The sequence below is a fragment of the Sorangium sp. So ce448 genome, from assembly GCF_051520915.1.
Lineage (GTDB): Bacteria > Myxococcota_A > Polyangia > Polyangiales > Polyangiaceae > Sorangium > Sorangium cellulosum_B.
The window spans coordinates 3,548,632-3,572,472 of sequence record NZ_CP150343.1; the positions used below are offsets into that span (position 1 = coordinate 3,548,632).

Here is a 23,841-nt window from a genome sequence, read left to right on the forward strand (position 1 = left end):
GAAGACGCCGCTTGGACATCCGACCGTTTCGGCGCTAGGTGGGGGCCATGCGCTATCACGTCACGACAGACCCGAACGGAACGCTGCGGGATGCAGAGATGGCGACGTACTTGGAGGTGCTGCACCGGCTGGGCCACAGCACGGATCGTGAACAGATCCGCGAGCCCCAAACCGATGGCACGGTTTACCTTCGAGGAGGGCGGATCGGCGTCGTCGAGACCGAGGCAGAGGCTGAACAAATCAAGCTGGAACTGGAGAAGGAGCTTCCTTCCCTCGTATGGCGGGTCGAGCTTGTGTCTTGAGTCGCGCCTCCGATCTCCATCCTATCGGTAGGCACGAGATCCGCGCCGGCGAGGTCCGGACCGGATACCCGCAGCGTCGCGCACGATCCGCGGTATCGTGATGGCCGATGGATGACGAGATCCTCGAGCAGCTGCGCGAGCGCTACACGTCAGGGAACCTCATCGCCTTCGCCGGGGCGGGCGTCTCGGCCGCGGCGGGCATGCCCACCTGGAAGCAGCTCGCCGAGCAGTTCCTCGGCCGCGCGCGGACGAAGGGCGCGGACGCCGCCGCGCTGGAGGAGATCCAGCACTACATCGCGTCGAACCAGCTGATCCACGCGCTCTCCGCGGCGAAGCTCGCCCTCGGGCCGCAGGACTTCAACGCGAGCGTCGACAAGGCGCTCGACGACCGCGGCCGCGACATCCCCGAGGCGGCGCTGGCGATCGCCGCGCTCAGGCCGAAGCTGAAGGCGGTGCTCACCACCAACATCGACCGGTTCCTGGAGCGCGCATTCGCGGGCGAGTGGCGCCCCGTGGACCGGCCGACCGGCGACCTCGCCATGGACAGCCACTACATTCTCAAGCTGCACGGGACGCTGCGCGCGTGGGACACGTGGGTGTTCTCGCGCGACCAGTACGACCGCGCGATCTTCGGCTCGCCGCTCTTGCAGGACGCGTTCGGCGCCCTGTACCGCACCCACTCCATCCTGTTCGTGGGCTTCGGGCTCGCCGACGACAACATCGACGAGACGCTCTCCCGCGTGCGCGCGCTCTCCGGCGGGCAGCCGTCCACGCATTTCGCGCTGCTCCCGAAGGGCGTGCCCCCGTTCCGCCGCCGGCTGCTCGAGGAGTCGGGCATCCGGCTTCTCATCTACGAGAACGAGGCCGGCGACCACGCGGAGGTCGCGCGGATCCTCCGCAGCCTGGGGCCGAGCGCGGCGCTGCCATGTGCCTCGACGTCAGCCGTGATCGGGGGCCACCCAGGGCTCGGCGTTGAGCTCCCTCACCAGCACTCTGGCCGTGCCGCTGTCGATTCCTGTTTTCACCACGACGCGGCAGAGCAGCTCCGACGGTCGAGCATCAAGCTGGAGTCACAGAGCCAATGTCCGGTGACTCCGCGTATGCCGCCGAATAACCTGCCGACGCAGCTCCGCAACTTTGTAGGTAGAGCTGCCGAGCTCAAGGAACTCGAGGGGCTGCTCGCTCGTGAGCGCGAAGCTAGCGTCGTCCAGAGTCGGCACGCATCCGTGTACGGACTTGGCGGAATCGGCAAAACAACGCTCGCTATCGAGTATGCGTACCGCAACGCGGATCGATACCCCGGTGGAATCTGGTGGATTAACGCCGAGGACGATCCGCTGACCAGCATCGTTGCGCTCGCGGACGAGCTCCGAACGGTGGGACCTCCGACGCTGCAAGTGATGCTGCGCGATCTTCCGGACGCACGGGATCGAATCGCGGCTGTCGTGCGGGTAGCGCTTCAGAACCAGCAAAGTCCGTCGTTATTGGTACTGGATAATCTTGTAGATCTTGCCTGGAAGAGGTTCTTGCCCGCTGGCTCAGTTCACGTTCTGGTGACCACACGAGACGAACGCGTGGCGATCGGTCGCCCTGTTCCACTCGACGTCCTGTCCTGCGACGATGCCAAATCACTCGCCGTGTTGCGTGCCGGAGAGCCAGCGAACTCGGAGGAAGCACAGGCTATGGGCCGTGTCGTGTGCGGCCTACTTGGTGGTCTCGCCGTCGCCGTGGAGATGTCGGCTAGAGCTGTAGAGCAGTGGGCATACTCCTGGGTTAAGTACGAGCGGTATCTAGAATTGCACCCGTCGTCACTGCTGAACCAAGAGGAGCCGCGCAGCGACTACCCACGCAGTGTATTGGCCGCACTCAGGCTTTCAATTGATCGCTGCAAACCTGGTTCGCCCGAGCGACAGCTTCTCGATGTCGCTGCGTACTTGGCGCCGGATCATATCGCTGTTGAGCCTTTAGTGGCGGCGCTGTCTCTCGACTCGGTGGACGCGGCTAAGGCGCTCGCAATACTTGACGGGCTTGGCCTGGCTAAGATCGATGAACATGTCGACTACATGTCGATGCATAGGCTGGTCCAAGAGGTCGTGAAGACCGTAGTTGGCTCTGGTGAAGCGGTTGCCGACCTTGAGATAGCGTTACGCATCGTTAATGACGGGTTCCCAGAAAGCAGCGACGAGGTGGAAACCTGGCCCTGGTGTGAGTTGTGGCTTCCACACGCAAAGGCCGTGACTCGCCAAGCTGAGATCTACGATGTCGCGAAAGATGTGCGCGGGCGGCTCCTCGCCCGGTTCGCCGTGTACCTGCAAGGGCGAGCGGCGTTCGCGGAGGCGAAGGGGTACCTGCAGCGAGCCCTCGCACTCCACGAGGCGGTGTTCGGCAACGACGACCCGAAGGTCGCAGCCGTGCTGCGCAGCCTCGGCAGCGTCCTCCACGACCTCGGCGATCTAGGCGGCGCGCGGGCCCACCTGGAGCGAGCGCTGACGATCGACCTTGCGCACTTCGGCCCCGACCACCCAGACGTGGCCCGCGACGTCAACGATCTCGGAAGCGTGATCATGGATCAAGGCGACCTGCCGACTGCGCGTAAGCACCTGCAGCGCGCCCTCGCCATCGACGAGGCGACGTACGGCCCCGACGACCCAAGCGTCGCGATACGGCTCAACAACTTGGGCGCGCTCCTCCGCGACACTGGGGACTTCGCGGGCGCGCGCGTGTACCTCGAGCGGGCGCTCGCGATCGACATCCGCGCCTACGGCCCGGACCACCCGACGGTCGCGATCGGGCGCACGAACCTCGGCCGGCTGCTCCACGACCTCGGCGACCTCAAGGGGGCGCGCGAGCAGTTCGCGGAGGCGCTCAAGATCGACGAGCATAGCTACGGCACCTACCACCCGCGCTTCGCCCTGGCGCTGAACAACCGCGGGCGCGTGCTGCGCGACCTCGGCGATCTCGCCGGGGCGCGCGCCGACTTCGAGCGCGCGCTGGCGATCGTCGAGGACACCTACGGGCCGGATCACCCGGACGTGGCGCGCGACATCAACAACCTCGGCAGCGTGCTGCGCGATCTCGGCGACCTCGAGGGCGCGCGCGCCCATTTCGCGCGCGTGGTGAAGATGGCGGAGGTGACCTATGGCCCGGCTCACCCGGCGGTGGCGATCGGCTGCAACAATCTCGGAAGCGTACTGCAATCGCTCGGCCAGCTAGCCGCAGCGCGCGAGCAACTCGAGCGGGCGCTCAGTATTGCGGAGGCGACCTACGGCCCGGCTCATCCGGTCATCGCGAGCATCGTGAACAACCTCGGCCGCGTGCTGCAGGCCCTTGGCGATATCCCAGGCGCGTGGCAGCAGATCGAGCGCGCGGTCTCGATCGCCACGAAGGCGCTCGGGCTGACGCACCCATCCGTGCAGATTTTCTCGCGTAACCTGGCGCGCATCGGCGAGGTGTACCCTGCGGCTCTCCTCGACCACGATTTAACTGAAGGCCCCGGTCGCCGCCGCTCGCACTGAGCTCCAGGATGCGATGCAGGAGACACGTCGACCCGTACTATAAATGGACCGACCGCGCGCAGGCGCTCGCCGCGCCGATCACGTCATTCGTGGACTACGCGGCCGAGGCGGCGGGCGGTGCGCGCCTGTTCGTGTCCACAGCGACCAGCGCGCCGAACAAGCAGCACCCGACCGGGGCCCAGAACTTCGCCGCGGTCGCGCGCGAGCTAGGGAGCCGAGTGCGGCCGGAGGAGGGCGCCGTCGCGGGCCTGCCCGCGCCCGAGCGGAGCTGGGCAGGCGGCGGCGTGCACCTGCTCGACTACGGTGCCCGCTACAGACACGCGGGACACGCCACCGAGCTCGCGCCGAAGGTGTGGGCTGCCCTCGTGCGGCCCTGGTTCGAAGGGGTCAGCTGAGCCGAGGAGGCCTCATGAAGAAGCAGTTCGGGGCGAAACGCCGCCGGAAGGGCAAAGGCAAGGCAGGGCGCGGACGCACGATTGTCGTGCAGGCCGAGGTGAACGAGCTCCCGGCGCGGCCGTTCCGCCTGCCGCCCGGGCGCCCGACGCCTCTGCTCCTGCCGGCGGGAACGCCTGGAGCCCCGGGTCGCGGGCTGATGCTCGTGGGCAGCAGGTCGCGCGCCGGGCGGTCGGCGGCGCCGAGGAGCTCGGCGGAGCGCCCAACGACGACCAAGGCCAGGCCGAGGCGCACGCCCAAGCGGAGCACGTCCTCGCGGAGCGCCACGCGGAGGGCGACCACGCGAAGGGCCGTGGAGGTGGTGCCGACGGCGGGCACTGCGACGGTGCGCACCCAAACCGCACACGCGGCCCCCGCGGCGCCGAAGCCGGCGAGGAAGCGAGCTCCGCGGAAGACACGCGCGACGACGCCCACGCGCGCCCGGCGCGTGGCCCGGGGAGTGACCTACGTCTGCCGCCCGGGGAGGGCGGAGTCCGCCCTGGAGCGCCAGGTGCGGGAGGTGAAACGCCTCCTCAGGACGAGGAAGCCCACGAAGGCGCCGAAGAAGCGCGCGCCGTCGCGCCGCAAACGGTGATCGGTGGACCCGGTCAAGACGCGGCTCATGTTCGAAGCGCTGATCCCGCCGACGCGGCTGGATCGAGTGCGCCGGGCTGCAGCGCGCATCAATGCGCGGTGGAGGTGCAGAAGAAGCGCCAGAAACCGCGGAAAGGAGCGGCAGCGTCGAAGAAGCGGGTACCGGCGCAGCGGCGCCGGGCGGGAGCCTGACGAAATTAGCGCCGGTCATGCCTCGCCCAGCTCGATGAGAGCCCACCAAGCGCCGCAGCGCCAGGACGTGACGAGGACGCCGCCGCCGTCGTAGACCACCTCGAGCAGCAGCCTCGGCGCTCTCGGGTGGTGCAGACCCAGCACCTCGACGGGTTCGGCGAGGGCGGCGTGGGCGATGGCAGCAGGTCTCGCGGGTCGCTCATGTCAGAGGGGTCGAGACCTGCGTGGCGCCGGTTGCGCAGCACCTGCTCGTTAGCGTTGTCGGATCGGGCAAGACTAGCGAGCTGTTCCGGCGGCTGAGCGCCCGCCAGGTCGAGCTTGCGGGCTGGGCGCCGCCAGGTCGAGCCTACGGACCGCGGAGGCGTTGCTAGACGGGTACGTAGAGCGGCGTGCGCGGCTTCTGTCCGTGGTAGCCTTCGGGAGAGAGCGCGATGAAGATCCCGAACCGACTCAGTCGCAAGCTAGGGCGTGGCGAGTTACACGGCGCCGTCGAACAAACCCTTGATCGTTTTGAGATCTGGCTCAAGGACAACAAGCTCGTATTCTTCGAAGGTTACACCGACCACGGTCCCGATCACGTTGAAGCCGTAATGAACAGCGCCGAGTGGCTTATAGTCGACCACGCGTGGAGAGTACTTACTCCACCGGACGCCGCGGTGCTCGTTCTCGGCATTCTTCTCCACGACTGCGCCATGCACCTGAGCGAGGACGGGTTCCTTCGCTTGATTAATCCTTCTTTAGACTGGGCGCCGTGCTCTCCTTACATTCTGGACAAGCTCCAGGACCGCCCCTGGCCCGAACTGTGGACCGCCTTCGTGCAGGAAGCATCTCGGTTTGGTGAGCAGAAGCTCGTCCAGGTATTCGACGAGCCGCGGCTGCCCGATCTGCGCCTTCTGCGCGATCCCCGCGAGTGGACGTCGCGCCACCGCGCCCTGATTGGTGAGTTTCTTCGCCGTCACCACGCGCGTTTAGCGCATGAAATTGCCCTCGTTGGTGTGCCTGGTCCCACCGACCGTTCCTCCCTAGTTTTCGCCGAGATGCCACCGTGGCTGCGTGACACAGCCGGCTTCGTGGCCCGCAGTCACAACATGGATCTCAGGCGCTGCGTCGACCTCTTGCCCAGGGAGCGAAAGAAGGAGTTTAGAGGCGTTCACGTACCGTTCCTCATGGCCGTGTTGCGTGTCGCCGACTACCTCCAGATTGACGCTCAACGGGCACCAGAAACGGTGTTGAAGATACGGAGCCTCCGTAGTCCTCTTTCCCGGAGTGAGTGGCTGAAGCACCTTGCAGTGCCCCATGTCGCTGAGCACGAGAACGATCCAGAAGCTCTCTCAGTCGACGCGGAACCATCAGACGTACACACGTATCTCGGACTTCGTCGTCTGTTTGACGACATCCAGCGCGAACTCGATCAGTCATGGTCCGTCATCGGTGAGGTCTACGGCGGTCACCAAACATTTAGCCGCCTCGGGCTGCGAGTCCGGCGTTTGCGCACGTCGATTGACGACGTGGGAGACCTCGCCAAGAGAGTGGACTTTGTTCCAGTTCGCACGCACTTTCGCACAGCGAGCGGTGAATTGCTTAAGTTGCTAGTCGGACCTCTTTATGGGCATCATCCAGCCTACGGAGTCCGGGAGCTGATACAGAATTCGGTTGATGCTTGCCGTGAACTCGCTGATTACGCGGAACAAAACGGTACGCTCAAGGACGAAGTGTCCAAACTCGAAGACAAAGTCGACGTGATCGCCGTTCTCGAAGAGTTGGAGGACGGTACTGGCTGGTTTACAATCAGTGATCGCGGTATCGGTATGACGCCTGAAGTCATCACAGAGTACTTCTTCACCGCGGGCGCCAGTTTCCGCAACAGCGACGCTTGGCATCGGCTGCACGACCGTAAGGACGGCAGCTCGCGCATTTTTCGTACCGGCCGGTTTGGCGTCGGAGTACTTGCCGCATTTCTGCTCGGGGAAGAAATTGAGGTCACAACGCGTCACGTTGAGGCAGAGTACGGAGTCCGTTTCAATTGCCGGGTAACGGACTTTGAGGTGGAGTTGCGATATTGCGAGTGTCCGGTGGGTACCACGATAAGGATCCGAGTGCACGAAGCTCGGGTGGTAGAGACGTTGATCCAGGAGGAAAAATCCTGGGACTGGTACTGTCTCGATCGTCCACGCGTTGTTCGCGGAATCAAGGCAGCTCATAGCCACGAACGCGAAAGAATGCCACATCTTCGGCCACTGACCGTGGGAAAGATCACTTGGCTTGAACAGTCTGAGTGTCTATCTAGTGCTGGAGAGCCGACCCCGCCACACTGGGCCCGACTTGCGAAGGTGTCCGGGTACGACGATGTTCAGTGGTCATGGCTGAGTGGGTTTCCTCTCTATCTAAACGGATTCAAGGTCTACTCACCACACGAAGACGACATCAAGCCAGCTATGACGGGTTATCTTTACGATCGGGTTCGTGGTCGGTCGGCAATGGTGCCCGCTGGTGCTGCTTCTCTAAAGCGTCCACATTTGTCTGTTTTTGACAGCGCTGCCAACTTCCCGGTCAATGTGCTGCGCACTGAGCCGGCTGGCTGGGATCAGAATTTGGACGACGAACTTGTGGAGCCGGTGTGTAGAAGCATGTTGGCGCTGTTGATTACATTTTTGCCGACGTCTCGTCGTGACGCCATCGTGTCTCTGTGTAAACGCTCGCCGGAGCGCTGGAACGCCTTGAATGATCTATGGCGGCCTTTTGGAAGCCGCTCCGAGTGCCCCATAGCGTTTGCCCAACACGGTGTTTCTCTTGCCGAGGTGGAGATTCTCACTAGATTACGTGCCAACTACCTGTGGTTCCTTGCTGGAGGCCTACCTCACAAAGAGAATGCGGTGCCTGGAAGATCACTTTTGCAGCGCCTGTCGGAAAAAGACCTGGTTCTAGTGCATTTTGATGCTGGCGGGTACCTCGGCACCCCGGTCGGACACTTGTCGCAATGGGTGCGTTCTGCACTGGCGCTTGACCACGTGCGCGATGACGACTGGGAGCCCCCGGTTACTTGGTTCGACTCCGTTTCAGCACTGCGGCCGAGTTCGCGCGGTGTGTACCGGTCGGTTTCGAGCGCGTCTCAGGCTGATGTAATGGATGAGCTTTCCGCAGCCAAAGAGGACGTTAATTACTGCCAACTGAACGAGAGATGGTCTGCGGTGTGGACGGGTACCGGACCTCACCTCGACCCTCACGTTGCGGAGGTGCTCTCAGACGCACGTGTGACGCCTGCGGCGGTGGCTGTTTGGGTTAACGATAAAGCCGCGAGCGTTGTGCCGCCGCTCAGCTGCCTTGGTGACGCGTGGGTAAGACACATTCGCCATCCATACATTCCTTATGATCTCGAAGAGCGCCGGAGCGTACTTGCGCACGCGTACCGAGGGCTCGAGGCGGAAATCAGGCAGTGGGAGTACTTTTTGCAGACCGGGATTGCGGTTCGTGAGGTTGAGGATTAGTACTGCGGCCGTAACGGCCCGTCCATCGCCATGGGCGTGGTCCCTTGCGGCTCCCGCCAGGGTCGACGATGCTGGACGAGGGACGGCGCCGACCCGCGGCCGTCGTGGGCACGGGGGGACGCCGGGTGAGTTGATCTGCTCCCGCGTTGGAGAATGAGGTTCGCTTCGTTCAGGGCTCGTCGGCGGCGGTCGGAGCAGAACTCGACGATCTTGCCGAAGCGTCGGGCAGCAACTCGTCCAGCCGGTCGTGCGGCCAGCCCGCCTGCGACTTGCCACCCGCCGAGCGGCGCGTCAGCTCTGCCGACGCTCGACCGGAGCGACGGCAGGTTCCGGCGAGCCGAGGCAGTCACGCGCCGACATGGTCGGTGCAGGGAGCGCAGCGACGATCGGCGACAGCGAGGCGATGGGCGAGGGGGCTGGCAGCGCAGCAACGTTCGGCGCAGGGCGGAGAGCTGGCAATTCCTGCGCTCCATGCGCCGCTGATATCTGAGATGGATCCCGCCATGCGGTCCTGACCTGCTTGTCCTTCGTTGCCTCGACTTTGGAGGAGAACGAGCGGATCAGTGCTCGTTGGATGTCTAGCGGCAAAACATTCCACTCGTCGACTATCTGCTGGACATAGGCGTGTGCGTGCTTCCGAGTCTCGACGGTATCGTTGCCTGCCGTCTCCTTGAACTCGGCTTCCTTTGCCTCGATCGCTGCAAGCGCGTCGTCGAGCCGATTCAGTTCCATCTTCACGTCATCGACGGTGAAGAGACCCTTTGCGACAAATTCCACGACTCGCTGTCGCGACATCTTGATCTCGCGGCGCTGGGCGGCAAAGTCTGGCTTCTCGATCTGACGCGGCGGTCTAGTTAGCGAAGTGAGGAGCGAGCGGGCAAACGTCAAGAATTGCTCGCTTGCGGCGGCGTCCGCGTCCGGCTGGCGAAGCCATGCGCTGAGCTTGCATCGGACGCCTTTCTCCTTCTGCTCCACATGGCCACGGCAGACGTAGTAGCCCACCTTGTGTCGGCCGCTGCGGTCCACCGGACGGGCAGCGACGCTACCGCCGCATTCCGCGCAACGGCAGAAGCCGCGAAGCAGGTAGTTGGCTGTCGCAGACGCGTCCTGGGGTTTCCTCCCGCGGCGCCGGCCTCTCAGCGCAAGCTGAGCGTTGTTGAATGTCTCATCGTCGATGATCGCCTCATGTGCAGGGATCCACTCGGCCGGAAGTTGCACGACGCCGCGCGTGGCGCTCGGCCGCACGCTGGTCTTTGCGACACGGCCCGTGTAGGTTCGGTTGCGCAGCGCGGTAACAACCCAGGCGCGCCCGAACGCTTTGATGCTGCCGTACTCTTGACGGAGCCGTTTAGCGGTCGCGAATACGCTATAGCCTTCAAGGCAGAGCGCGAACATGCGACGCACCACTGCGGCGTGTTCCGGAACCACGCGGAGGGGGAGCGGCGTTTTCGTCCCTTTGGGCTTCGGCTGGCGTTCGTAGCCGAACGGCGGATGCCCTTCGACGAAGTGCCCTTGGGCGCGCAGGTGCTTCCGCCCCCCTTCGGTTCGCTCCTTGATCCGACGGCGCTCCTGCTCCGCCCCGACCGCCCAGTTGGCGAGCGTGTCCTCTGCCATCGGCGAGCGCGAATCGAAGCCCTTGTCAATGGCGACGAACACGGCGCCCTTGCGCATGATCTGACGAACGTTCTTGACAATGAAGACGACGTCGCGCCCGAAGCGGTCGATGTCCGTCACGACGACCATGTCCCCCCGGCGGACGTCCGCCAGGAGCGCGGCAACCTTCTTCCGGTTCGCCTCGTTCTCCTCGCCACCGCTCTCCACCTCCGGGAACAGGATCGGCTCCGGCAGCGAATGGAGCCGGCAGTAGCTGCCGATCCTCTCGGCCTGGGCGTCCAGGGAGACGCCTGCGATCTCTTGCTCCCTCGTGCTGACGCGCGGGTAGCCGAGCGTCCGCCGGATCGCGGCGTTGGGGGTTGCGTCTTTCATTTGTTTCACCTGTCCGAAAGGATGATCATGCTCCAGCCCGCCCGGCTGTGCAAATCGCCGGTTTTGGCCGCAATTTCGGCCTCTCCTGTGTGTACTAAAAGTTCCGCCACTCTGGCGCGGCGGCGTCGGCGCCCTCCTCGGGAGCGCGGCGCCGTGGGTCTCGCCGCACGACGTGCTCGCGGAGCTGGTCGACGGGGAGGTGATCGTCCGCCGCAAGGAGAGCCGCTTTCCGGGGGACGAGGAGTTCATGTTCCGCCACGCGCTCCTGCGGGAGGGGGCCTACGAGATGCTCACCGAGACGGATCGCGTCCTCGGGCACCGGCTCGCGGCCGCCTTCCTGGAGGAGCGAGGCGCGAGCGATCCCGCGATGCTCGCCGAGCACCTCGAGCGCGGGCTGGACCTTCCGCGCGCCGGGAGCTTCTACCTGCGCGCCGCCGAGCAGGCGCTCCGGGGGAGCGATCCGGACGCGGCGATCGCGCGCGCCCGGCGAGGGCTCGAGTGCGGCGCGCCGGACGCGGTGCACCTCAGCTTGCTCGGCGTGCTCTCGGAGGTCCACGCGTGGCGCAGCGAATGGGACCAGGCCTTCCTGTACCTCGACGAGGCGCAGCGCCTCCTGACGCCAGGGAGCATGCCCTGGGTGAGGACGGTGCCCGCGAAGATGACCGCGGACATCCACCTCGGCAGGCTCGACGAGCTCATGACGACGGTGCGCACGCTGCAGGCGGTCGAGCTCTCCCCGGAGGGGGTCGCCTCGGCGGCGTTCGCGCTCGCGGCCGGGAGCTACTACGCGGCGCAGCTGGGCGAGTTCAGGCTCGCCGACGCGCTGACCAGGCGGGTGCGCGAGGTGACCGAGCCGGTCGCGGAGCGGGACCCCGTCGCGCGCGGGTGGCAGCAGACCGCGATGGCGTTCCACGAGGCGTGGAGGGACGGGGACCTGTGGACGGGCCTGTGCATGGCCGAGGCGGCGCGCGCGAGCTTCGTGCAGGCGGGGTACTGGCGCGGCTCGATCGTCGGGCAGGTGGCGATCGGGATGAACGCCCTGCTGCTCGGCGATCTCCGGCGGGCGGAGCGCGAGCTCGGCGAGACGATGCCCGCGGGGGAAGAGCTCGGGCCGGTCTCGTGGCTCCGGACGTTCCTGTGCATCGAGGTGCAGATCGACCTCGGCGCGCTCGACCGCGCGCGCGCCGAGACGGGGAGGATGCTGGGGGTGGGGATCGAGCGGCGCACCCCGCTGCAGCAAGGGTTCGCGCGCTGGGCGCTCGCGAGCCTGCTCCGCCGCGAGGCAGACCTCGAGGCCGCGGAGCGCGAGGCGCTGGCCGCGATCGAGCTCCTCGCGTCGTTCCCGCTGGAGCAGGTGGGGGCGAAGGCGCTGCTGTCCTCGATCCTGCTCGCCGCGGGCCGCGCCGCGGACGCGCTCGCCACGGCGCGGGAGGTCGCGTCGGCCCACGAGCGCTGGAGCGCGCCGGGGTACAAGAGCACGCTGGCCGAGCTCGTCCACGCGGAGGCGCTTCACGCGGCGGGCGATCGGGAGCGCGCGTCCGCGGTCATCGCCGGCGCGCGCGAGCGGCTTCTCGCGCGGGCAGAGGCGCTGCCCGCGGCGCACCGCCCGAGCTTCCTCGACATCCCCGAGAACGCGCGCGTGCTCGATCTCTCCCGGCAGTGGCTGCGCGCCGCGAGCTGACGCGCCGCGGGCGCCAAGCAGCGGCCGGCGGGCGGCCGCTCCGCCGGACCGCCGCGCCCTGGCGCGCAGGCACGCCGGCGTATGGTAAAAATGCCCTGTGCCTTCCACGAACCCGGTGCGCTCCCCGCGGCTCCGCCCCGTCTCGGCGGGATCGCGGCGATGGCTTCCCCGGGCGCTGGCCGGGGCGTGCTGCGCCTGGGCGATGGGCTGCGCGGAGAGCGCTCCCTCCTCGACGGCGCCGGCGGCGCGGGTCGCCTCACCGGCGCGGGCCGCTGCGCCGGCGCCCGCCGCGAGCGCCGCGCCCGCCGGCACGCCGCCGGCGTCTCCGCCGACAGCGGGGGCGCCATCTGGCGACGCACCGGCGCGCGAGCGCTGGGTCGGTACGCTGGAGCTGACGAAGGGCTCGCAGCCCCTCATCGCCGGGAGGATGATGTCGAGCGAGGACGCCGAGCGCTGGCTCGGCCCCGAGTGGCGCGCGCTGACCGGGCAGCGCGTCCGCGTGATGGCGGTGCTGCGCGACCACGTCTGCGAGCCTCACGCTCAATGCATGATCGGGGGGATCATCCCGCTGCTGGAGCAGGTCGCGTCCGTCGAGCTGTGCAGCAGAGCGGGCTCGTCCGGCGGGGCGGCGGTCGTCGATTGCGCGCCGTCGCCCGCCCAGAAGGAGCGCTGTCAGGACGAGTGCCGCACGTTGAGCGAGGACTGCGGTCAGCGCGCCGACGGCGACCGCGGAGGGCTGCGCCGCTGCGGGTGCGCCAAGGTCACGTGCGAGCACGGCTGCGAGGAGACCGGCGAGCCCGCCTTCACGTGCAGGTGACCGTTCCCTGCCGGGAAGGGCAGGGGGCCAAGGGGACAAAACGACGAAGGCCGCCTGGCACCCGCCAGGCGGCCTCCGCAAACGAGCCTCCGCTGCGCTGGATCAGGCGCCTTCGCGCGCGAGCACAGGCGCCGGCGCCGGCCTGGCCGGGGGCTCGCTCTCGACGGCGTGAGCGCCGCCCTCGCCGAGCGAGTAGGCCTCTTCGCCGTGGAGGGCGACGTCGAGGCCCTCGTCCTCGATCTCCTCGTCGACCCGGAAGCCCATCACCGCGCTGATCCCCTTCACGAGAACGAAGGTGACCACCGCCGCGTAAGCCGCCGCGACCGCGGCCGCGATCGCCTGCTCGGTGAGAAGCGCCGAGTTGCCCTTGATCAGGCCGTCCTGGCCGGCCGAATTCCACACCTTGGAGGCGAACACGCCGGTGAGCAGGGCGCCGAGCAGCCCGCCCACGCCGTGGATGCCGAACGCGTCCAGGCTGTCGTCATAACCCAGCTTGCCCTTCAGCATCACGGCGCCGTAGCACACCGCGCCCGCCGCGAGCCCGATCGCGACAGACGCCATCGGGCCGACGAAGCCCGCCGCCGGGGTGATGGCGACGAGGCCCGCGACGAGCCCCGACGCCACGCCGAGGAGCGACGGCTTTCCGAAGCGCACGGCCTCGATCAGGGCCCACGCGAGCGCCGCGATCGCCGCGGCGATGTGCGTGTTCACGAACGCCACCGAGGCGAGCCCGTTCGCCGCGAGCGAGGAGCCGCCGTTGAAGCCGAACCAGCCGAACCACAGGAGTCCGGCGCCGAGCAGCGTCATGGTGAGGTTGTGCGGCACGATCTTGCGCGTCGGGTAGCCCTTGCGCTTGCCGAGCATGATCGCCATCACGAGCGCGCTCGCGCCCGAGGCCAGGTGAACGACGGTGCCGCCGGCGAAGTCGAGCGCGCCGCGCGCGAGGAGCCACCCGCCCGGGTTCCAGACCCAGTGGCAGATCGGGCTGTAGACGAGGAGCGACCAGAGCAGCGTGAACACCACATACGACGAGAACTTGATGCGCTCCGCATAGGCGCCCGAGATCAGCGCCGGCGTGATGATGGCGAACATCATCTGGAACGCCATGAACAGGAGGTGAGGCACCGTCGTCCCGGCGCGCGGCTCGGTGCCAACGTTGTTCAGGAACGCGTAGTCGAAGCCGCCAATGAACCCGCCCTTGGATTCGGCGAACGCCATCGAGTACCCGAGCGTCACCCACGCCAGGGTCACGATCCCCATGGCGAAAAAGCTGTGCATGAATGTGCTGAGCGTGTTCTTCGTTCGGACCATGCCCCCGTAAAACAGGGCCAGCGCTGGCGTCATCAGCAGAACCATTGCCGACGAGACCAGGAGCCAGGTGGTGTCCGAGGCGTTGATTTCGTTCACTGGTGGCCTCCTCGACGGCGACACTAAGAGAACGCAGTTTTCCGGAATGTTTCGCCGGCATATACTTCGCGACAGCACGAAACATACCGCGACGACGCAGCGAGTCAGCGCGTGGGCGCCTCCGCGGTCAGCGTGCCGGCGGACTCGCTCCTACAGCGGGTCGATGGATTTGCAGTGAGACTATATCGCCGGTGGGCCCGAGGGGCCCTGAGACGGCGGGAGATGACGCGTTATCCGCGCCCGCTGGACTCGATGCTCTCGCGCACGCGATCGAGCGCGGCCCGCACCTCGGGATCGCGATCGAGCGCAGCGGGCGGCGCCGGCAGCCGGATCGACCAGTTCTGCGGCCCCACGGTCCCCGGGACGTTGATCCGATCGCGCGTGGCGAGCACGTCCTGGAGGAGCAGCAGCACGAGCTCGCTCGTCGAGCCGAGGATCAGGTCGAGCAGCGCGCGGTGGGTCTCCTTCGTGAACTGCGGGCCGAGCTCTTGCCGGCGCGGCGCGAGCTGCGGCAGCTCGAGGACCCCGGCGCGCTCCCGGTCGTCCCGCGACTCCCACCACACGACCACGGAGTCGGTGTCGTGCGTCCCGAAGCAGGCCACCGAGAGCGCCGGATACGTCGCCGGATCGCGGAACACGACGTCGTTCTTCTCCCAGATCAGCACCTTGTAGCCGGGCACCCCGAGCTCCGAGAGCGACTCCCGGACCCACCCCGGCACCGCGCCGAGATCCTCCGCCACGAGCTGCGCCCCGGTCTCCGCCGCCCCCGCCAGCATCGCCCGCACGACCCGATTGCCGTGGTCGCGCTGCTCCGCCTCCTCCGCGGGATCGAAGGTCGCCCTGGGCCGCTCCCCCCCCGGGGGCGTTTGCCCTTGCTCCGGGAAGATGTACGTCCGGTAGAAGCCGACCAGGTGATCGATGCGGAACCGGTCGTAGAGCAGCCCCGTGTAGCGGCAGCGCCGCCTGAGCCACGCGAAGTCGTTCTCGCGCATCCGGGCCCAGAAATACGGCGGGAGCCCCCACCGCTGCCCCTCCGTGTCGAACTGGTCGGGCGGCGCGCCGACCGTCATGTCGTGCCGGAACTCGCCCTGGTGCGCCCACACGTCGGCGCTGTCGCGCGACACCATGAACGGGAGATCCCCCATGATCTCCACGCCCTTGCCCCGGAGATCCGCGCGCGCCGCCTCCCACTGCGCGTGCGCGAGCCACTGGACGTACTCGTAATAGAGGATGTCCCGCGCGCGCTCGCGCCGCAGCGCCTCGAGCGCCTCCGGCCTGCGCTCGCGGATCGCCTCGGGCCAGTCCCACCACGCCCTGCCCTCGAAGGCGTCCTTGAACGCGCGGAACTGCGCGTAGTCGGGCAGCCAGTCCGACTGCCGCTTCACGAACTCGCCGAGCTCGGCCGCGCGCGGCGTCTGCTTCGCGTGGTGCTCGCGCTCGAACACGTCGAAGGCGAAGCGCAGCGCCCGCCCCTTCACGCGGCGCACGAGATCGTAGTCGACGCGCGCGCTGTTCCGCGCGCGATCGAGCGCCCCGAGGTCGTCGCCGAGCGCCTCGCCGAGCCGCTCCGCCGGGAGCTCGGGCACGGCGGACAGCGAGATGAACATCGGATCGATCCCGAACGCGGAGAGCGCCATGTACGGCGACGTCTCGCCCCCCGACACCTCGCCGAGCGGCAAGAGCTGCACGAGGCGCAGGCCCGCGGCGCGCATCCACGCGGCGAACTCGGGGAGATCGCCGATCTCGCCGATGCCCCACGAGCGATCGCTGCGCAGGGAGAAGAGCGGCACCGTCACGCCGGCGATGCGGCGGCGCGCGTCGGAACCGGGACCGGAAGGGGACGGTGAGCTCTGGGACTTATTTTCTGCAGAGGGGGAAGACATGGGCGTTTTTCGCTTGGCTCCAGGCGTTCGGGGGCGAAGTCTATCGCGGGTCGCGCCGCCCTGGATGCTCCTTCTGCGACCGTGCGGTAGCGCCTCCGCCGCGCCGCCATCGAGGCCGCGGCCGCTGCCGAGCTCGCGAGGAGGGCCGCGACGTCGCGCGCGGCGCGGGGGCGGGCCCGCCGAGCAGCCGGGGGGCGGGAGATCCCGGGGGCGGCGACCGAAAAATCAGGCCGCGCGCGCTTGTGTCTCGACAGCGGCGCCGATCTCGCGAATAGGGCGGCTTCACAGGTTTTTCAGATGACCAGACGCATATGGCCCGGCACGCCCACCCCACTCGGCGCCGTCTTTGACGGCGAGGGGGTCAACTTCACGCTCTTCTCCCAGTCCGCCACCAAGGTCGAGCTCTGCCTCTTCGAGGCCGTCGACGACGTCGTGGAGCGCGAGCGCATCGAGCTCCCCGAGCGGACGGCCCACGTCTTCCATGGCTACGTGCCGGGGCTCAAGCCCGGCCAGCTCTACGGCTACCGGGTGCACGGGCCCTACGACCCGCGCTCCGGGCAGCGCTTCAACCCGGCGAAGCTCCTCGTCGATCCCTACGCGTACGCGCTCTCCAGCGAGCCGAACTGGAAGGCGCCGCTCTTCGCCTACGACCGCGGGGGGCACCCCGAGCGCGGCGAGGGAGGCGCCGGCCGGCCCAAGGAGGCGGGCCGGGACGGCGCGGCGCCCGAGAAGGGCGAGGGCGGGCGCGGCGGCAAGACGGCGAGCGATCGCCGCGCCGCCGAGGCGCGCGGGAAGGACTCCACGCCGCCGCCCCCGCAGGCCCCGCCGGCTCCGCTCGACGATCTGGAGATCTGCCACCGCGACAGCGCCTGGGGCGCGCCGAAGTCCGTCGTCGTCGACCACCGCTTCGCGTGGGACGGCGACCGGCCGCCGGCGACGCGCTGGCAGGACACGATCATCTACGAGGTCCACGTCAAGGGCTTCACCCAGCGGCACCCGGGCATCCCGAAGGAGCTGCGCGGCACCTACGCCGGGCTCGCCTCCGAGGCGGCGATCGCCCACTTCAAGAAGCTCGGCGTGACGGCGATCGAGCTGCTCCCCGTGCACGAGATGGCGAGCGAGCGCGAGATCTGGGAGCGCGGCCTCGTCAACTACTGGGGTTACAACACGCTCGCATACCTCGCGCCCGCGGGCCGCTACTCGTCGAGCGGGCGGCTCGGCCAGCAGGTGACCGAGTTCAAGGCGATGGTGAAGGCGCTCCACGCGGCCGGCATCGAGGTGATCCTCGACGTCGTGTACAACCACACCGCGGAGGGGAACCACCTCGGCCCGACGCTCTCCCTGAAGGGGATCGACAACTGGACCTACTACCGGCTCGTGCCGCACAACCCGCGCTACTACATGGACTTCACGGGCTGCGGGAACACGGTGAACACGCGCCATTACCAGACGCTCCAGCTGGTGATGGACAGCCTGCGGTACTGGGTGACCGAGATGCACGTCGACGGCTTCCGCTTCGATCTCGCGTCGGCCCTCGCCCGCGGTCACCATGACTTCGACCGCCTGAGCTCGTTCTTCGACATCATCCATCAGGATCCGGTCCTCTCGCGCACGAAGCTCATCTCGGAGCCGTGGGACGTGGGCGAGGGCGGCTATCAGGTCGGCAACTTCCCGGTCCTCTGGACGGAGTGGAACGATCGTTACCGCGACTCGGTGCGCCGCTTCTGGAAGGGGGATCTGCTGGCGGCCGACCTCGGCTATCGGCTCACCGGGTCGAGCGATCTGTACGCGTCCAGCGGGCGCCGCCCTTACGCGAGCATCAACTTCGTGACGGCGCACGACGGCTTCACGCTGAACGATCTCGTCTCGTACAACGAGAAGCACAACGAGGCGAACGGCGAGGGCAACCGGGACGGCACGAACAACAACCACAGCTACAACCACGGCGTCGAGGGCCCCTCCAGCGACCCCGCGGTCGTCGAGCTGCGCGAGCGCCAGAAGCGCAACCTCCTCGCGACGCTCCTCCTCTCGCAGGGGGTGCCGATGATCAACGCCGGCGACGAGATCGGAAAGACGCAGCTCGGCAACAACAACGCCTACTGCCAGGACAACGAGCTCTCCTGGCACGACTGGGACCTCGACGAGCGGCGGAAGCAGCTCTTCGAGTTCACGTGCCGCCTCATCGCCCTGCGCCGCAGCCAGCCCGTGCTGCGCCGGCGGATGTTCTTCTCGGGCGGCTACGTGCACGGGAGCGGGCTCAAGGACATCGTGTGGTTCCGCCCGGACGGCGCCGAGATGACGCCGGAGGACTGGACCCACCCGAACGCCCGGGCGGTCGGCTACCTGCTCGGGGGCGACGCCCTCTCGGCGCTCGGTCCGCGCGCCGAGCCGATCTCCGGCGACACGCTGCTCGTGCTCATCAACGCGAACCACTCGCCGCTGGAGTTCGTGCTGCCCGCGATCGAGTTCGGCGAGCGGTGGGAGGTGCTCATCGACACCCGCACCGCCGGGGAGCCGGCGCGCACGGTGCCCGCGAGGGCAGGGGGCGAGCGCTACCTGCTCGTCGACCGGTCCGTGGCGGTGCTGCGGCTCCTGGAGCGCAAGGAGAAGAAGAAGGTCAAGCGGGTGAAGGCGCAGCGGGCGTAGTCGTCCCGACGCTGTGCGGCTGGCTGAGGTCGCACGAGCAGGCATACAAGCTCGCAAGGCTTACCCTGGACCTCTGCGCGTACCCTCGGCGCCGACCATCAACAAGTACAGCAGCGCTGCGCCTCGCGACGCTGCCGCGTGGGCCAACAGGCGCACGTGCGCGAGGAGGGCGGGGGGTTCGCCGTTCAAAGGCATCCGCATTCGCGATACGCTGAGATCATGTCGTCGCCTCTCTCCTCAGGTCGTTGTCCCATGGACGCATCGACCGGTCCGGGGAACGGCGGCGGCACGAAGATCACCGGCGTGTTGCAGCCGCCCTCCCTGGGTCGACCGCCCGATTCCGCGGCGAGAGACGCCGCGCGCGACGCGACCACGCTGGGCGGGCAGCCTGCGCCGCTCGGTCCTCCGGCTGCGGGCGGCGCAGGGCGGGACGAGGCGCGCCCCGCGCTCCTTCCGGGCCGCGTCGTGGCCGGGCGGTACCGGCTCGTGCATCCGCTCGGCCAGGGCGCGATGGGCGAGGTGTGGCGCGCGCACGACAGCGTCCGGCGCTTCGATGTCGCGCTCAAGTTCCTCGTGCTCCCCCGCCAGAACCTGGCCATCGACGCGATGGAGCGCTTTCGCTTCGAGGCCCAGGTCGCGGCCCAGCTCGGGCGGAAGACCGATTTCATCGTCACGGTGCACGACGCCGGTGAGGATTCCGAGGCGGGCCCGTACCTCGTCATGGAGTACGTGCGCGGCCGGTCCCTCCGGCAGCTGATCCACGAGCGAGGGCCGGTGCCCGCGGCCGAGCTGGCCGCGCTCCTCCGTCAGATCGGAGAGGCCCTCTCCGTGGCGCACGGCCTCGGGATCGTGCACCGCGACATCAAGCCGTCGAACATCCTGCTCCGCGAGGGGCGCGACGGGCGCCTGCGCGCCAAGGTCGCCGACTTCGGGATCGCCAAGTGGATCCGCCAGGATCTGGCGGCCGATTTCCCCCGTCAGACCGCGGAGGGCGTGGTGCTGGGCACGCCGGGCTACCTCAGCCCGGAGCACACGTGCGACGGGCACGCGGACCCGCAGCTCGACATGTGGGCCCTCGCGGTGGTCGCGCACGTGGCGCTCACCGGCGAGCAGCCGTTCGCCGGCCGAACCATCGCCGATGTGCTCGCCTCCATCCTGGAGAGCGCGCGCCCGCCGCTGTCGACGCTGTGCCCCGGCGCGCCGCCGGAGCTGGAGACGTGGTTCGCGCGCGCCTTCGCGCTGGATCCGGCGGAGCGATTCCCCTCCATCGAGCCGATGATCTCCGCCTTCGTGGCCGCGGTCGGCCCCTCGGCTGCGCCGCTCGCGCCGGCGCCCGCTGCGCCGGCGCGGCGGACCGGGCTGCACCTCGCGGCGGCTGGCCTCGTCGTGGCGCTCGGGCTGGGGCTCTCGCTCACCACCGCGCTGCCCGCGCAGCGCCTGGAGGCCGCCGCCGAGCTGCGGGCGATCAGCGGCGAGGTGCTTGCCGCCACCCGCGGCGCTCTCGTGGCGCAGGCGCCCGCGGCGCCCCAGGCGGGCACGACCTCGACGGTCCCCGCGGCCGGGCCCGCGACAGCGTCGTCCCACGTGGCGCCGCCTCCGGAGCCCGCACCGCCTCCAGCCGCGGCGCGCCCCGTCCCGACGTCTCCGGCGTCCACGTCGCGGTCAGCCGCGGCGCGCCCCGTCTCGGCACCTCCTGTGCCCGCGCCGCGGCCGAGCGCGGCGCGCCCCGTCCGCGCGTCCGGCGCGCCGGCGAGCACCGGCAAGGCGCCCTCACGAAAGCGGACGACCGACGCAGGCACGGGCAAGAGCGCGATCTTCTGAGCGTCGACCGCGAAGGGCACCTCGGCGCCCGCTGGGGGATCCGCGCGGGGGCCTCCGGCGCGCCGTGATCGCCGGGTGGATCTGTCAGCCAGCGGGCGTGCTGCCGGGGGTCGACCGCGGCCGAGCGAAGAGGCGGAAGAACGTTCGAGCGATGCGCCTGTCGCCCTGGAGCTCTACCGGCGCGTCCGCGAGCTTCTGATCCCCGAAGACGACCGCCCGCAACGTGGCGGGGTCGGTCGCGATCACGGCGTCCGGCGTGCGCGGAGCGCCCCGCGCGAGGGTGATGGTCGCGCGATCGACCTCGATCGAGAACCGCTCCTCGCCGAGCCGTAGCTCGTAGGTCGCGCGGAGATCGGCGGCCTCGCCCGCGACGAACGTCGCCTCGAGCGCGATCATCAGCGCATCGACGCTCAGGGCGCCCGCGGGCCGGACGGGCGATCGCGCGCCCCAGCGGCCGAGCTGCACGAGCAGCGGATGGAGCTCGCGGCCCCAGTCCGTGAGCTCGTAGGTCGGCGCGCCGACCTTGTGCCGCCGCACGACGCCGCCGCCCTCGAGCTCGCGGAGCCGCTGCGACAGCACGTTGGGGCTCGCGCCGGCCAGGCCGTCGCGGAGGTCCGTGAACCGCTTCGGACCGAGCAGGAGCTCGCGCACGATGAGGAGCGCCCACCGCTCGCCGACGAGATCGAGCGCTCGCGCGATGCCGCAGGGATCCCCGTAGCTTCTCAGACCGGTCATGGCGGCCGCATGCTACAGCACTTGCGCAGTACTTGCGAAAGAGGACCAAATGGTCCTAGAGTAGGACTAACGCAGACGCGGACACCAGGAGGAACAGCATGCGCAAGCTCACCGTCTTCAACCAGATCTCGCTGGACGGTTATTTCTCGGACGGCCACGGCGACATGAGCTGGGCACACAAGGCGGACGCGGAGTGGCGCGCGTTCACCGCGGAGAACGCGCGCGGCGGAGGAGAGCTCGTGTTCGGGCGGGTCACCTACGAGCTCATGGCGAGCTGTGGTCTGGAGGAAATACGCCGAGGCGGGCACGTCGTCGCTCGGATCTGTCTGCCGGACCGAGCTCAGCGCGGCTGAAGGTTCCTCGGCAGCCGGAACAACGTCACCGTATCCTGGAAGAAGGCCGGTGCTGCGACCACTCTCCGGGTCGGATCGAGCCCGAGATCGTTGATGGCGGTGAGCCCGTCGTCCCTGAAATCACGCACCAGGGTCGAGCTCGTCGACGTGACCCAGTAGATGGCCGGGGGCGCGTTCACCGAGACGAGGTATCCCCCGCCGTATCGCTCGATGCCGTCCAGCTTTGCCTCGAGCGTCCCGAACCGCGTGAGCTCCTTGCTCTCGAGATCGAGCATCCAGACCTTGCCCAGCGACGAAGGAACCTTGAACGCGCCGAGCGTGACGATCGCCAGCTTGTCGCCGTCCACGAGCAGGCCGTTTGGAACGTCGAGGAGCGGGGACCAGAAGAACGGAGCGCATCGCTCGTCCTTGCAGCGCCACACGGTGCGGGTGAAGCTATCGCTCACATAGACGGTGCCATCCTCGGCGATCGCGAGATCGTTGAGGAAGATCGCGCCGAGCGCCGGGATCTTGCGCACGTGCTTGGTGGCGAGATCGATGATCAAGAGCTCATCCATGTCGGACGTGTAAAGCTTGCCCCGCGAGACGCGGATGCCCTTGGGCGCGTTGAGCCCCGAGACCCACTGCGCCTCCACGACGTTCCCGCACCGGTCGAGCTTGCTGATCCAGCCGACACCGTCCTTGAACCTGGGCCTGTCGAGCATCTCGTCAGGCTCGCCGGCCATGTTGGCGATGTACCATGCGTCCGTTCCCTCGTCCCAATAGGCGCTCTCCGGCGTATCGAAGCCGCTCACCGTGCGCGGGAAGCGCAGGCAACGGTCGTCCGAGGCATCGCCGTGCGAGAGCGGGGCAGCGGCGGGCGGATCCTCGGTGCGGGCAGGCGGAGCCTCGGCAGAGCAGGCAGGGAGAGCGAGCAGCGACAGGAGCGCGATCGCGGCGGGCGCAGAGCGGTTCGCGGGCATGAATTGCCTCCTTGAAACGACGCATCGTCGCGAACAGCCGCGGCGAGAGCGCCATCGCAACGCCCGCCAGGGTAGGCGACGCGACATCAACACACCTGTCGGGATGGACCGCAATCCAGTCTAAGGAGCGCCGCTGTGACGTCAGCCTTCGTCGAGGGTGGAGTCGCCGCCGTTCGTTGCGCCCTGGATACCGCACGTGGCGGCGGACCAGCGCTCGAAGGTGCGCTCGGACGGGACATCGAGCGCGGCGGAGCTCACCGGCGCCGGAGGAGCGCAGCCGCGCTGGGCGGCGCTGGAGGGATCGTCTGCCGCCTCGTGCGATCGTCGCGGTTCAGCCTCGACGTCCTCGAGCTGATCCGGCGACGGGTGCTAGCCGGCCAGCGACTCCGTCTGTGCAGCCGCGACCCACTCCGCGAGGCCAGGGTGCCGCCACATCGTCTCGGCGTACGCTGCCGCGGCGCCCGCGAGCGGGACGGCGTACGTGCGGAAGCGCGTGACCACCGGCGCGAACATGGCGTCGGCGATCGTGAAATGCCCGAAGAGGTACTCCCCCTTCTGGCCATGGGCCCGCCGGCACTCGGTCCAGATCGACGTCACACGGTCGATGTCCGCGTCCACGGCGGCGTCGCGCGCGATCGGCGCGATCTCCCGGCGGAGATCCATGGACATCGCGTTGCGGAGCGCCGTGAACCCGGAGTGCATCTCGCTCGACACCGACCGGGCGAGCGCGCGCGCCGCACGATCGCTCGGCCACAGCCGCGCCTCGGGGAAGAGCTCGGCGACATACTCGCAGATCGCGAGGGAGTCCCAGAGGACAAGGTCGCCGTGCCGCAGCGCTGGCACGCGCCCCGAGGGGGAGCGCCGGAGGAGCGCCTCGCGTGACCCCGCCTGGTACAGGGCGATGACCTCCTCCGTGAACGAAGCGCCGGTGTGCTTCAGCGCGAGCCAGGCGCGGAGCGACCAGGTCGAATACGTCTTCGTACCAAGATACAGCACCAGCGGTTCCATGACACCTCCCGTCGGCTCGCCG

At 68.4% G+C, this 23,841-nt stretch carries 17 protein-coding genes; 9 read left to right on the forward strand and 8 right to left on the reverse strand.

Going from position 1 to position 23,841, the window contains the following annotated elements; genetic code table 11:
- Positions 1–47 precede the first annotated feature (47 nt).
- From WMF45_RS13770 to WMF45_RS13780, 3 genes are all read left to right on the forward strand, one after another.
- Positions 48–302, forward strand: coding sequence for a hypothetical protein (locus tag WMF45_RS13770; RefSeq protein WP_437717355.1), 255 nt, complete (start codon positions 48–50; stop codon positions 300–302).
- 107 nt (positions 303–409) lie between these two features.
- On the forward strand, positions 410–3,817 hold the full coding sequence (gene fxsT, locus WMF45_RS13775; protein ID WP_437717356.1) for an FxSxx-COOH system tetratricopeptide repeat protein: 3,408 nt from the start codon (positions 410–412) through the stop codon (positions 3,815–3,817).
- Positions 3,818–3,825: 8 nt separating this feature from the next.
- A complete protein-coding gene (locus WMF45_RS13780; RefSeq protein WP_437717357.1) occupies positions 3,826–4,212 on the forward strand; it encodes a hypothetical protein in 387 nt (128 codons plus the stop codon).
- Between the two features lie 502 nt (positions 4,213–4,714).
- On the opposite strand, the gene WMF45_RS13785 is transcribed toward WMF45_RS13780, so the two are convergent.
- A complete protein-coding gene (locus tag WMF45_RS13785; RefSeq protein WP_437717358.1) occupies positions 4,715–4,873 on the reverse strand; it encodes a hypothetical protein in 159 nt (52 codons plus the stop codon).
- Positions 4,874–5,050: 177 nt separating this feature from the next.
- Positions 5,051–5,179 (reverse strand): hypothetical protein, encoded by a 129-nt coding sequence (locus tag WMF45_RS13790; protein ID WP_437717359.1) that lies wholly within the window; start codon positions 5,177–5,179, stop codon positions 5,051–5,053.
- Between the two features lie 287 nt (positions 5,180–5,466).
- Here WMF45_RS13790 and WMF45_RS13795 point away from each other — a divergent pair, with 287 nt between their 5' ends.
- Positions 5,467–8,520 (forward strand): HD domain-containing protein, encoded by a 3,054-nt coding sequence (locus WMF45_RS13795; protein ID WP_437717360.1) that lies wholly within the window; start codon positions 5,467–5,469, stop codon positions 8,518–8,520.
- 291 nt (positions 8,521–8,811) lie between these two features.
- Here WMF45_RS13795 and WMF45_RS13800 read toward each other — a convergent pair whose 3' ends face one another.
- A complete protein-coding gene (locus WMF45_RS13800; RefSeq protein WP_437717361.1) occupies positions 8,812–10,506 on the reverse strand; it encodes a recombinase family protein in 1,695 nt (564 codons plus the stop codon).
- A gap of 172 nt (positions 10,507–10,678) precedes the next feature.
- Between WMF45_RS13800 and WMF45_RS13805 the strand changes: the two genes are divergently transcribed.
- Together WMF45_RS13805 and WMF45_RS13810 are read left to right on the forward strand one after the other, a co-directional pair.
- Complete coding sequence (locus WMF45_RS13805; protein ID WP_437717362.1) at positions 10,679–12,187, forward strand: hypothetical protein; 1,509 nt, start codon at positions 10,679–10,681, stop codon at positions 12,185–12,187.
- 97 nt (positions 12,188–12,284) lie between these two features.
- Complete coding sequence (locus WMF45_RS13810; RefSeq protein WP_437717363.1) at positions 12,285–13,004, forward strand: hypothetical protein; 720 nt, start codon at positions 12,285–12,287, stop codon at positions 13,002–13,004.
- Positions 13,005–13,106: 102 nt separating this feature from the next.
- Here WMF45_RS13810 and WMF45_RS13815 read toward each other — a convergent pair whose 3' ends face one another.
- Positions 13,107–14,411: an ammonium transporter gene (locus tag WMF45_RS13815; RefSeq protein WP_437719537.1), complete on the reverse strand. Its 1,305-nt coding sequence runs from the start codon at positions 14,409–14,411 to the stop codon at positions 13,107–13,109.
- A 230-nt stretch (positions 14,412–14,641) separates the two neighbouring features.
- A complete protein-coding gene (locus tag WMF45_RS13820) occupies positions 14,642–16,294 on the reverse strand; it encodes a 4-alpha-glucanotransferase (RefSeq protein WP_437717364.1) in 1,653 nt (550 codons plus the stop codon).
- 297 nt (positions 16,295–16,591) lie between these two features.
- On the opposite strand from WMF45_RS13820, the gene glgX reads away from it, so the two are divergent.
- Both glgX and WMF45_RS13830 read left to right on the forward strand, forming a co-directional pair.
- Positions 16,592–18,940 carry a glycogen debranching protein GlgX gene (gene glgX, locus WMF45_RS13825; protein WP_437717365.1) on the forward strand — a complete coding sequence of 783 codons (2,349 nt, stop codon included), beginning with the start codon at positions 16,592–16,594 and terminating at the stop codon, positions 18,938–18,940.
- A 252-nt stretch (positions 18,941–19,192) separates the two neighbouring features.
- The gene (locus WMF45_RS13830; RefSeq protein ID WP_437717366.1) at positions 19,193–20,761 is read left to right on the forward strand and encodes a serine/threonine-protein kinase; all 1,569 of its coding nucleotides are present in this window, start codon (positions 19,193–19,195) and stop codon (positions 20,759–20,761) included.
- An 84-nt stretch (positions 20,762–20,845) separates the two neighbouring features.
- On the opposite strand, the gene WMF45_RS13835 is transcribed toward WMF45_RS13830, so the two are convergent.
- Entirely contained in the window at positions 20,846–21,496 is a 651-nt protein-coding gene (locus tag WMF45_RS13835) for a winged helix-turn-helix transcriptional regulator (RefSeq protein WP_437717367.1), read from the reverse strand.
- A 98-nt stretch (positions 21,497–21,594) separates the two neighbouring features.
- Between WMF45_RS13835 and WMF45_RS13840 the strand changes: the two genes are divergently transcribed.
- Positions 21,595–21,849 carry a hypothetical protein gene (locus WMF45_RS13840; RefSeq protein WP_437717368.1) on the forward strand — a complete coding sequence of 85 codons (255 nt, stop codon included), beginning with the start codon at positions 21,595–21,597 and terminating at the stop codon, positions 21,847–21,849.
- Here the strand turns inward: WMF45_RS13840 and WMF45_RS13845 are convergent.
- Together WMF45_RS13845 and WMF45_RS13850 are read right to left on the reverse strand one after the other, a co-directional pair.
- On the reverse strand, positions 21,837–22,811 hold the full coding sequence (locus tag WMF45_RS13845; RefSeq protein WP_437717369.1) for a hypothetical protein: 975 nt from the start codon (positions 22,809–22,811) through the stop codon (positions 21,837–21,839). The genes WMF45_RS13840 and WMF45_RS13845 overlap by 13 nt on opposite strands.
- A gap of 369 nt (positions 22,812–23,180) precedes the next feature.
- Positions 23,181–23,819 (reverse strand): glutathione S-transferase family protein, encoded by a 639-nt coding sequence (locus WMF45_RS13850; RefSeq protein ID WP_437717370.1) that lies wholly within the window; start codon positions 23,817–23,819, stop codon positions 23,181–23,183.
- Between the last annotated feature and the right edge of the window lie 22 nt (positions 23,820–23,841).

Excerpts from the sequence above, each read along its gene's own strand:
- WMF45_RS13770 (WP_437717355.1), top strand. The coding sequence starts at position 48 with ATGCGCTATCACGTCACGACAGACCCGAACGGAACGCTGCGGGATGCA.
- fxsT (WP_437717356.1), top strand. The coding sequence starts at position 410 with ATGGATGACGAGATCCTCGAGCAGCTGCGCGAGCGCTACACGTCAGGG.
- WMF45_RS13780 (WP_437717357.1), top strand. The coding sequence starts at position 3,826 with ATGCGATGCAGGAGACACGTCGACCCGTACTATAAATGGACCGACCGC.
- WMF45_RS13785 (WP_437717358.1), bottom strand. The coding sequence starts at position 4,873 with ATGAGCCGCGTCTTGACCGGGTCCACCGATCACCGTTTGCGGCGCGAC.
- WMF45_RS13795 (WP_437717360.1), top strand. The coding sequence starts at position 5,467 with ATGAAGATCCCGAACCGACTCAGTCGCAAGCTAGGGCGTGGCGAGTTA.
- WMF45_RS13800 (WP_437717361.1), bottom strand. The coding sequence starts at position 10,506 with ATGAAAGACGCAACCCCCAACGCCGCGATCCGGCGGACGCTCGGCTAC.
- WMF45_RS13820 (WP_437717364.1), bottom strand. The coding sequence starts at position 16,294 with ATGTCTTCCCCCTCTGCAGAAAATAAGTCCCAGAGCTCACCGTCCCCT.
- glgX (WP_437717365.1), top strand. The coding sequence starts at position 16,592 with ATGACCAGACGCATATGGCCCGGCACGCCCACCCCACTCGGCGCCGTC.
- WMF45_RS13830 (WP_437717366.1), top strand. The coding sequence starts at position 19,193 with ATGGACGCATCGACCGGTCCGGGGAACGGCGGCGGCACGAAGATCACC.
- WMF45_RS13835 (WP_437717367.1), bottom strand. The coding sequence starts at position 21,496 with ATGACCGGTCTGAGAAGCTACGGGGATCCCTGCGGCATCGCGCGAGCG.
- WMF45_RS13840 (WP_437717368.1), top strand. The coding sequence starts at position 21,595 with ATGCGCAAGCTCACCGTCTTCAACCAGATCTCGCTGGACGGTTATTTC.
- WMF45_RS13845 (WP_437717369.1), bottom strand. The coding sequence starts at position 22,811 with ATGCCCGCGAACCGCTCTGCGCCCGCCGCGATCGCGCTCCTGTCGCTG.
- WMF45_RS13850 (WP_437717370.1), bottom strand. The coding sequence starts at position 23,819 with ATGGAACCGCTGGTGCTGTATCTTGGTACGAAGACGTATTCGACCTGG.